Genomic DNA, 5,147 nt, shown 5'->3' with positions numbered 1-5,147 from the left:
ATCCTGAATTAAAAATTTGGATTGATGTTGATAAAGAAGCCAAAACCATTACCTTGCGTGATAACGGTATTGGCATGAGCCGTCAAGAAGTAATTGATAATTTAGGCACAATTGCACGCTCTGGCACATCAGAATTTGTTAAAAACTTAACAGGTGACCAAAAGAAAGATGCGCAATTAATTGGTCAATTTGGTGTTGGTTTTTATTCGGCCTTTGTTGTTGCCCAAAAAGTAGAAGTGTATACCCGTCGTGCAGGTGCAGCCGCTTCTGAGGCTGTGAAGTGGGAATCTGAAGGCGAAGGCGCATTTACTGTAGAAAGCATTGACAAAGCTGAGCGTGGTACAACCATCGTTTTACATTTACGTCCTACCCAAGAAGAATTCGCTGACGCTTTCCGCTTAAAAAATATCATTCACAAATATGCCGAACATATTGCTATTCCTGTGTGTATGAAAGCACAAAAATGGAATGACGAAGGCAAAGAAGAAGTGGGTGATTATGAGGCCGTTAATAAAGCAGCCGCTTTATGGACACGCCCACGCAACGAAATTAGCGAAGAAGAATATCAAGGATTTTATAAACACATTGCCCATGATTATGAAAACCCATTGGCATGGAATCACAATAAAGTTGAAGGTAAATTAGAATATACCTCGTTGTTGTTTGTACCAAAACGTGCGCCCCATGACTTATATCAACGTGATGGTGTTCGTGGTTTAAAATTATATGTGCAACGTGTATTTATTATGGACGATGCCGAACAATTCTTGCCAATGTATTTACGCTTTGTCAAAGGCATTGTCGACTCTAATGATTTACCACTCAACGTTTCGCGTGAGTTATTACAATCAGGCAAAGTTGTTGATAGCATGAAGTCTGCTTTAACACGTCGTGTGTTAGATATGTTGACCAGCATGGCCGACAGCAAAGCCGAAGACTACGCGGTTTGTTGGGCACAGTTTGGTAATGTCTTAAAAGAAGGTGTTGCTGAAGATCAAAGTAACCAAGATAAAGTCTTAAAATTATTAAGATTTGCCTCTACCTTATCAGGCGATGCGGTTGAATCTGTGGCTTTAGCCGATTATGTCGCGCGTATGAAAGAAGGCCAAGAGAAAATTTATTATCTCACCGCCGAAAACTTTACTGCCGCTAGCCAAAGTCCACATTTAGAAGTGTTCCGTAAAAAAGGTGTAGAGGTATTGTTGTTAACAGACCGTTTAGACGAATGGTTAATGACCCATTTAACCGAGTTTGACGGCAAACAATTCCAACATATTGCCAAAGGTGATTTGGACTTAGGCAGTTTAAGCAGCGAAGAGGACAAAAAAGCCGAAGAACAATTGCAAGAGACCAGTCAGCCTTTAGTTGAGCGTTTGCAAAAAATCTTAGCTGATAAGGTTCAAGCGGTAAAAGCCACTCAACGCTTAACGGACTCACCAGCTTGTTTGGTGCGTAGTCAGTATGATTTGGGTGCAGCAATGCGTCAATTATTAGAGGCAAGTGGTCAAAAGTTACCAGAATCTAAACCTACGTTAGAGATTAACCCAAGCCATCCATTAGTAGCACGACTCAGTAACACGAATGATGATGCACGTTTTGAAACCTTAGCCCTGATTGTCTTAGATCAAGCAACTTTAGCAGAAGGTAGTGCACTGGCCGATCCAGCAGCTTATGTGAAGCGTTTAAATAGCTTATTGATGGAATTAGTGTAATAAGCTTACTACAAATTGATAAAGGGCGCGTATGCGCCCTTTATTTTGCTTAAACGTCTAAAGTTTGCTATCGTGAAGAGAAATAATTTACATAGGAATAAGTATGACCTTATCTAAGCCGCGTGTTGCTGTATTAGGTGGTGGTAGTTTTGGTACTGTAATTGCCAATTTAGCAGCAGGTAATGGTTGTCAAACCACGCAATGGTTACGTGATGCCGAGCTTGTTGCAGAGATGCAGGCCACTCATCAAAATACCCGTTATCTTAAAGGTTTTGATTTACATCCCACTTTACAATTTAGCACCGATTTAGCGCAAACAGTGAGTCAAGCTGACTTAGTGTTTGTCGCTATTCCCAGTAAAGCCTTTAGACAAGTGATTCAAACGGCAAAACCTCATTTTCAAGCTAAACAAATGCTTGTCAGTATGACTAAGGGTATTGAAGCAGATACGTTTTCGTTAATGAGTCAAATTATCCGTGAAGAAGTGCCGAATGCGCGATTAGGCGTATTAAGTGGTCCTAATTTAGCCAAAGAAATTGCTGCCAAAATGCCAGCAGGTACTGTCATTGCCAGCTTAGACCCTGATTTACGTGCCACTGTTCATCAAGTGTTAGCTTGCCCATACTTTAGAGTATTTGCTAATACTGATATTTATGGTGTGGAGTTAAGTGGCGCATTAAAAAATATTTATGCCATTGCGACTGGCATGGCGCAAGCCAATAAAGTGGGTGAAAATACCCGTAGTATGTTATTAACACGTGCTTTGGCTGAAATGAGTCGTTTTGCCGTACAACTTGGTGCAAACCCTTTAACCTTTTTAGGTTTAGCTGGGGTTGGCGATTTGTTTGCAACCTGTAGTTCACCATTAAGCCGAAACTATCAAGTGGGTTTTGCCCTAGGGTCTGGTAAAAAGTTAAATGACATTATTGCTGACTTAGAACAAACAGCAGAAGGTATCAACACCATTAAACAAGTGAAACAACAAGCGGATAAATTAGGTGTCTATATGCCGATTGTCTCTGGCTTGTATGAGGTGATTTATAATGAACAGCCAATTGCTGAAGTTGCTGCTAAAATGATGAATAGTGGGCAACGTAGTGATGTTGAGTTTGTTTTACCAAATCGGTGATATTTATGCAGATAATCTTAATACGTCATGGTCAAGCAGAATCTTTAAAAACGACAGATGCAGCACGTGCTTTAACGTCTGAGGGAGAATTTCAAGCACAACAAACAGCTGCTTGGTTAGTCAATCAAGGTTATCAATTAGATGCCTTGATTGTTAGCCCTTATGTGCGTGCACAACAAACGGCATATCATATTGCGCAAACCTTTGATGTACCAATGACCATTTGTGAAAAAATCACCCCAGATGATGATCCTAAACAAGCATTTGAATGGTTAGATGATTTGATGTTGCCTAATTCGGCAGTGGTGGCTGTCGTGTGTCACATGCCAATTGTTGCACGTTTAGCTTCGTTATTGACGGGTGAGCCCATTCATCTTGTTTCAGGTTTTGATTTAGCGGAGGCGCAAGTATTAGATATGCCTATTTTTGGATTGGGAATGGCAAAAGTATTGGCAAAGTTTATACCTAACTAAACGTAGTAACAGCAAAAAGACTTACGCAGTCTTGCGTAAGTCTTAAGGTACTTAAGCAGTAATAATTCGGCGTAAACGAATGCCTTCAATACTACAAAAATTTGCTCTTACCCCTCGACGTTCAAACTCATTACGAATTTCTTCCATAATAATTTTTTCGACTTCACCTTCAACATCAGCCACAATCTTTCCCAATAGAGCGGTCACTGGGCCACGATGTTCTTTGACTAATTCATCTAGATTAGTAATTTCGATAGTAATCATATTGTCCGTCTGCTTAGGTTAATGAGAGACTTGTTTATTTCATCTCAACAATCAATCGCTGACAATGACTATTATCAGCAAAAGTGTAAAAGAAGATGACGGTATATTAATGAATAAAGTTTAATATAATCAAGCTACTACTTAAAACAATTAGCGCAATACTTAATTTTAATAAAGATTGACTATAGCTAAGTTGTTGTTTAACTAAACTCTGTAACTCATTGATTTGTTGTTTTTGTTGTTGTAATTCGCTGTTCAGCACAGCGATTTCTTGCCTTGTTTGTTTAATTAACTCGGGAATGGGTTGTAAATCACGCAGCCACGACAGGTCTTGTTCTGTTAATTTGTGCCACAAGGCATTGAGGGGTAAATGGCTTTTTAGCCAATGAGCAATTGCCGAACGAATATTAAATTCTTGCAGTAAACCACGTAATTGTTGCAAAAGCGTGTTGTCGCCCCACAAATGTAAATGACCCTTAGATTCGGCATATTGTTCGGATTCTAAGCCCAAAAAAGTCCATACTAAATCGCGCACTTTGCCACTTAGACGAATTTGTACTTCACCTTGAGGTTGTGGACTGACCTCAATACCATGACTGGTAAATAAAAGATAAAAAACTTGATAGGGGGCAAAAGTTTTAACTCTAACAACAATGCCTTCTAGTTGCACCAATTGATGACGTGTCGTGGGGTCTAATTCGACAAAAGCATTGAGTAGGCTCTCTAAACTATTTAGCCAAAAATAAGCAAGTGATGAAGGATGTTGTTGTTGATATTGTTGACTGCCCATCTTTGTTATATACCTAAATTCTATGGTGACAGCTAAAACGTCGAAAGTATCGCATAAATTATTGATGGTCAATATTGTCAGACAATTTGTCTTAATGCTAGCCCTTAAAGTGCTAGTATAGCCACCTTTAGTAAAAATAATTGTACATTTTTGTTGGTAAGTTATCTTCTAACAAAGTATCTGTGACATTTTTAAAGTAATTTGGGCTATTGGGGGGATATATGTCAACTGACAATAAATCGGGTGATAAACCACGTAAGTTTTCATCTGCTGCTGAGTTGCGTAAATATACGCAAGATATTTGGTTGGCAGGTTTAGGGGCATTTTCGCGTGCCGAAGAAGAAGGTGGTAAAGTCTTTGATAATTTAGTCAAAGTGGGTGCGGAATTAGAAGCTAAAACCCGTGATATTGCGGATAATACGGTAGAAACTGTGGTTGAAGCACGTGATAAGGTGTTAGAAAAAGCCAGTGATACTCGTGAAAAAGTAGAAAAAGCTTTTGATGACAAGTTATCTGCTGCTTTGGGTCGTTTGGGTATTCCCAATCAACGTGAATTAGATTCTATTAATCAACGTTTAGATACCTTAACGCAAGTATTGCAACAGTTAACCGATCAAATGCGTGAAAATCAGAAATCACAAAAATAATCTTTGTGAAGAAAAAAACAGCCCTTAATTGGGCTGTTTTTTTGTGTTAGGTTTTTAAGTTTTGGTAGTGTGCAAAAATATCTTTTAAACCATATCGTGGTTGAAAATCAAAGGTTTTACTAAATAAAGAGC

Annotated in this window: 5 protein-coding genes and 1 pseudogene; 4 read left to right on the top strand and 2 right to left on the bottom strand. The window is 39.0% G+C overall.

The window, feature by feature from the left end; all coding sequences use genetic code 11:
- From htpG to sixA, 3 genes and pseudogenes are all read left to right on the top strand, one after another.
- A partial coding sequence (htpG, locus tag Q0212_RS09045) for a molecular chaperone HtpG (RefSeq protein WP_297924690.1) occupies positions 1-1,712 on the top strand: 1,712 nt, incomplete at its 5' end.
- A gap of 121 nt (positions 1,713-1,833) precedes the next feature.
- Positions 1,834-2,841 (top strand): annotated as a pseudogene (locus tag Q0212_RS09040) (NAD(P)H-dependent glycerol-3-phosphate dehydrogenase); the annotation flags it as partial.
- A gap of 5 nt (positions 2,842-2,846) precedes the next feature.
- Positions 2,847-3,314 (top strand): phosphohistidine phosphatase SixA, encoded by a 468-nt coding sequence (gene sixA / locus Q0212_RS09035; protein WP_297924688.1) that lies wholly within the window; start codon positions 2,847-2,849, stop codon positions 3,312-3,314.
- 51 nt (positions 3,315-3,365) lie between these two features.
- Here the strand turns inward: sixA and Q0212_RS09030 are convergent, their stop codons facing one another.
- The gene (locus Q0212_RS09030) at positions 3,366-3,578 is read right to left on the bottom strand and encodes a hypothetical protein (RefSeq protein ID WP_297924686.1); all 213 of its coding nucleotides are present in this window, start codon (positions 3,576-3,578) and stop codon (positions 3,366-3,368) included.
- Positions 3,579-3,684: 106 nt separating this feature from the next.
- Complete coding sequence (locus Q0212_RS09025; RefSeq protein ID WP_297924685.1) at positions 3,685-4,368, bottom strand: SCP2 sterol-binding domain-containing protein; 684 nt, start codon at positions 4,366-4,368, stop codon at positions 3,685-3,687.
- Positions 4,369-4,589: 221 nt separating this feature from the next.
- Here Q0212_RS09025 and Q0212_RS09020 point away from each other — a divergent pair, with 221 nt between their 5' ends.
- The gene (locus Q0212_RS09020; RefSeq protein WP_297924683.1) at positions 4,590-5,015 is read left to right on the top strand and encodes a phasin family protein; all 426 of its coding nucleotides are present in this window, start codon (positions 4,590-4,592) and stop codon (positions 5,013-5,015) included.
- Positions 5,016-5,147 lie beyond the last annotated feature (132 nt).

The sequence above is a fragment of the uncultured Agitococcus sp. genome, assembly GCF_937920075.1.
GTDB lineage: Bacteria > Pseudomonadota > Gammaproteobacteria > Pseudomonadales > Moraxellaceae > Agitococcus.
This window is presented reverse-complemented; position numbering and strand designations above follow the sequence as displayed.

What these genes read in the sequence shown, in the direction of transcription:
- Q0212_RS09030 (WP_297924686.1), bottom strand. Translation starts at nt 3,578, where the DNA reads ATGATTACTATCGAAATTACTAATCTAGATGAATTAGTCAAAGAACAT.
- sixA (WP_297924688.1), top strand. Translation starts at nt 2,847, where the DNA reads ATGCAGATAATCTTAATACGTCATGGTCAAGCAGAATCTTTAAAAACG.
- Q0212_RS09020 (WP_297924683.1), top strand. Translation starts at nt 4,590, where the DNA reads ATGTCAACTGACAATAAATCGGGTGATAAACCACGTAAGTTTTCATCT.
- Q0212_RS09025 (WP_297924685.1), bottom strand. Translation starts at nt 4,368, where the DNA reads ATGGGCAGTCAACAATATCAACAACAACATCCTTCATCACTTGCTTAT.